1 protein-coding gene is annotated in these 4,019 nt (G+C 39.9%); it reads left to right on the forward strand.

Annotated features, from left to right (window positions below):
• The first annotated feature begins 289 nt into the window (after positions 1 to 289).
• Positions 290 to 3,823 (forward strand): PAS domain-containing protein, encoded by a 3,534-nt coding sequence (locus P5683_RS21450; RefSeq protein ID WP_046320780.1) that lies wholly within the window; start codon positions 290 to 292, stop codon positions 3,821 to 3,823.
• Positions 3,824 to 4,019: the final 196 nt, after the last annotated feature.

Here is a 4,019-nt window from a genome sequence, read left to right on the forward strand (position 1 = left end):
TGCTATCGTCGCATTGTCAGGCAATAGCCGGATAAATGTCGCGTAAATGTATCAGACCCTCTCCCTATGCCAGTGTTTTGCCCAGGGGATACTCCTGGCCGCGTGCTGTTTAAAAACTTATTATTGTTTGATAATAATATGGCTTATGATCGGAGATAGCAAAGTGCGCGGAAAATGGGTTATAGGGTGGAAACTTGGGATTGTTACCTATTACCTATTCAAATCTTGCATCAAGTGTTAAACGCGCCCTTAAAGCCTTGGTCTGATTGAGTAGAGAGGTGCACTGAAAATGACCCCAGAACCATCTGTACAATCTGAGTTGACAGGTAAACATGGAAATCTCATGAATGAATGCCAACAACTTCAAGAATTAATGGCGGGGATTTCTGGGGTATTTTATCAATATCTATTGTCTGCTGATGGTAGTGAAAAATATACCTATATTATTGGCAATTTTAGAGATATTTATGGGGTAGAATTAGATGATTTTTGCATCAATTCGGACAACATTTTTGGATTAAAAAAAAAGGGCGATCGCCAAAATTTTTATAAGTCTATTTATGATTGTGCAGCCAGTTTAAAAACTTGGTCTAGACATTGGCAATATACCACCCCAGATGGCCAATGGAAATTGCTATATGCCAGTGCCAAGCCCGAGAGAAAACCTAATCACGATATTGTCTTGAATGGCTTTATTTTTGATACGGAAATGGCTGGGGACTATCATGATGGTAATAATCCCGCAAAATTGCCAGCTATTATTACCTCGAAATTTACTCATATTTTCAATTTCAGACAGCACAGGTTACTGGCTTCTCTACAAAAACGTTTAGCTGAATGGTGGCATCATAGAAATCAAATCGATCACCTATTTAACCATACCGTTGACCTGGTGGCAATTCTCAACCTGGAAGGTAACTTTAAGTTTCTTAATTCCGCCTGGGAAATTAGCTTAGGCTATGATTTTAATGAACTGATAGATAGTTCTTTTATGAGTTTGGTATATGAGCCAGACCAAACCATAACTTTTCAGGAATTTAATGCTATACATTATGGCAAAACTCGTCAGTTTGAAAATCGACTTTTATCTAAAGATGGCTCCTATCAATGGTGGTCCTGGACTTTTGTGCCTGTGTTCGAGTCGGGGTCTATTTATGGAGTAGGTAGAGATATTACTGAACAAAAAGCGATCGCCGATAATTTCAAGGCTGTTGAAGATAAGTTCCGAAGGATTATCGATTTTACCTATGATTGGGAATATTGGATTAATCCTCAACAGGAAATTGTATATGTTTCTCCCTCCTGTGAACGCATAACTGGCTACTCGGTCAAGGAGTTTATGCAAGACCCTAGCCTATTGGCAAAAATTATTCATCCTGAAGATCGCGATCGCATAATTCCTTATTTATATGAAAATGTCTGCGATCGTAATAACCAGGAAATAGATTTTCGTATGATCACCCGCGATCAACAAGTGCGTTGGATTGGTCATAACTATCAGCCTATCTATGATGCAGCCGGACAGTATCAGGGAAAACGGGTTAGTAACCGAGATATTACTCAACGTAAACAGAAAGAAACTGAAGCCTTGCGAGTAGCTGAAAACCTGGAAATGGCGCAGCGTATTGCTCATATAGGTAATTGGGAATATGATGTTGTTACTCAAAAAATTACTTGTTCTGATGAATTTTTGCAGATTTTGGGTTTGGTCAAAGACCAAGATTGTTTAACCTTTGAGGAATTACTAAAACTTATTCATCCTGACGATCGCGACAATTGGCTAAACCAAGTTGAGAGAGCTTTAGCTACCGGAAAATCCTACGAAATTGACCACCGTATTGTTAGACCTGATGGCATTCGTTATATTCAAGGTCGCGGGGAGGCGGTTCGTAACCAAGTCGGACAGGTACTGCGCCTATTTGAAATTGCTATGGATATTACCGATCGCAAAAACTCTGAGCAAATTTTGCGCGATCGTGAGCAGTTCCTCTCTAGTATTTATGATGGAATTGAACAAGCAATTTTTGTCGTTGATGTTACCCAAGATGGAGACTTTCAGTTTGTGGGATGGAACCCCGCATCCGAAAAAATTACTGGCATCAAATCTAGGGATATTATCGGTAAAAAACCCGAAGATATGTTTTTAGATGAATATGCTAAAGCTATCCGCTGTCACTATGAAACTTGTTGGCTGAAAAAGTCATCATTACAGTATGAGGAATATTTGAATTTTGGTCAAAATAAATTTTTTTTTCTCACTACTCTTAATCCTATTATAGACGATTCGGGAAGAGTTAACCGAATTATTGGCACAGCTTTTGATATTAGCAGCCTTAAAAAAACTGAGGAAAATTTAAGAATTTCCGAAGCACAACTGCGAGAACTAGCAGAAAGAGAAGCACTCGAAAATTGTCTATCTGGGTTGATTCGTAACTCCCTGGATACAGATACTATTTTGGCAACTGCTGTCGCTGAAATTAGGCGTGTATTAAATATAGATCGCACCTATTTTGTCTGGTATAGAAGCGACTTAGATACCCCTGAATGGGAAGTTCGCAAAGAAGCCAAAATTGACTCTCTCACGAGTATTTCTGAACTTTACCCCGGCGATGCTTTGCGTCCAGTTAGCAAATATATCCGATCTGGAGAAATGATGCGAATTGATGATATTGCCACCTGTCCGACTCCCACTATTCGCAATTTCTTTTTGGTGTTAGAATGCCGTTCTGTTTTGATTTTACCCATTCAGACACAACAAGACACTAAAGGAGCTTTAGTCCTAGCACATTGTCAGGATATCCATAATTGGACTCATTCAGAAGTCGCGCTATTAGAAGCGATCGCTAATCAATTAGTCATTGCTCTGAACCAAGCAGAACTCTACGCCGCCACCCAGGAAGCCGCCAGAGTAGCACAAGCGCAAACTGAAACCCTAGAAGCTACATTAAACCAACTTCAACAAGCACAAGTTCAATTAGTGCAATCCGAAAAAATGTCTAGCCTAGGGCAAATGGTAGCAGGTTTGGCTCATGAAATCAACAACCCAGTCAGCTTTATTTACGGCAATATTACCCATGCTAAAGAATATACCAGAGATTTATTAGGACTAATTGAACTATATCAAAAGCATTGCCCCCAAGCACACCCGGAAATCACCGAAGAAATAGAAACTATTGATTTTCAATTTTTAATAGAAGATTTGCCGCGTCTATTTAAATCAATGACTTTGGGAGCAGATCGGATTCGAGATATTATTAAATCCCTGCGAACTTTTGCGAGGCTGGATGAATCGGAAGTTAAATATATTAACCTACATGAAAACCTCGACAGTACCTTGATGATTCTTGATAATCGTCTGAAAGAAAAACCATTACATCCCGCGATTCAAGTCCATAAACAATATGGAGATATTCCCCAGATTGAATGTTGTGCTGGACAGCTTAATCAGGTGTTTCTCAACCTAATCAATAATGCTATTGATGCTATTTGCGATCGCTACAAAAAACAGACCCAGGAACAAATTATCAACGAGCCAGGTATGATTTGGATCAGCACCATGCTAACCGAGCAAAAAACCGTCCAAATTCGCATTGCTGATAACGGTATTGGTATCAGTCAGGAAATCATCTCCAAAGTCTTTGACCCTTTCTACACCACCAAACCCGTGGGTTCAGGAACAGGTTTAGGACTATCCACCAGCTATCAAATTATCGTCGAAAAACACGGAGGAACCCTGCGTTGTGTTTCCCAAGAGTCTGTGGGAAGCGAGTTTGTTATTGAAATACCCCTAAAACTTCCCCAAAACTCTTCCTCAACTTCATGATCACTCCGACTTTGTAGGTTGGGTGAAACCAAGTGTAACCCAACTAAAGACTTGGTAGAGACTTTGTAGGTTGGGTGAAACCAAGTGTAACCCAACTAAAGACTTTGTAGGTTGGGTGAAACCAAGTGTAACCTAACCAGAGACTTTGTAGGTTGGGTGAAACCAAGTGTAACCCAACTAAAGACTTGGTAGAGAC

Origin of the sequence: Limnospira sp. PMC 1279.21 (genome assembly GCF_032349615.1) — a bacterium.
GTDB lineage: Bacteria > Cyanobacteriota > Cyanobacteriia > Cyanobacteriales > Microcoleaceae > Limnospira > Limnospira fusiformis.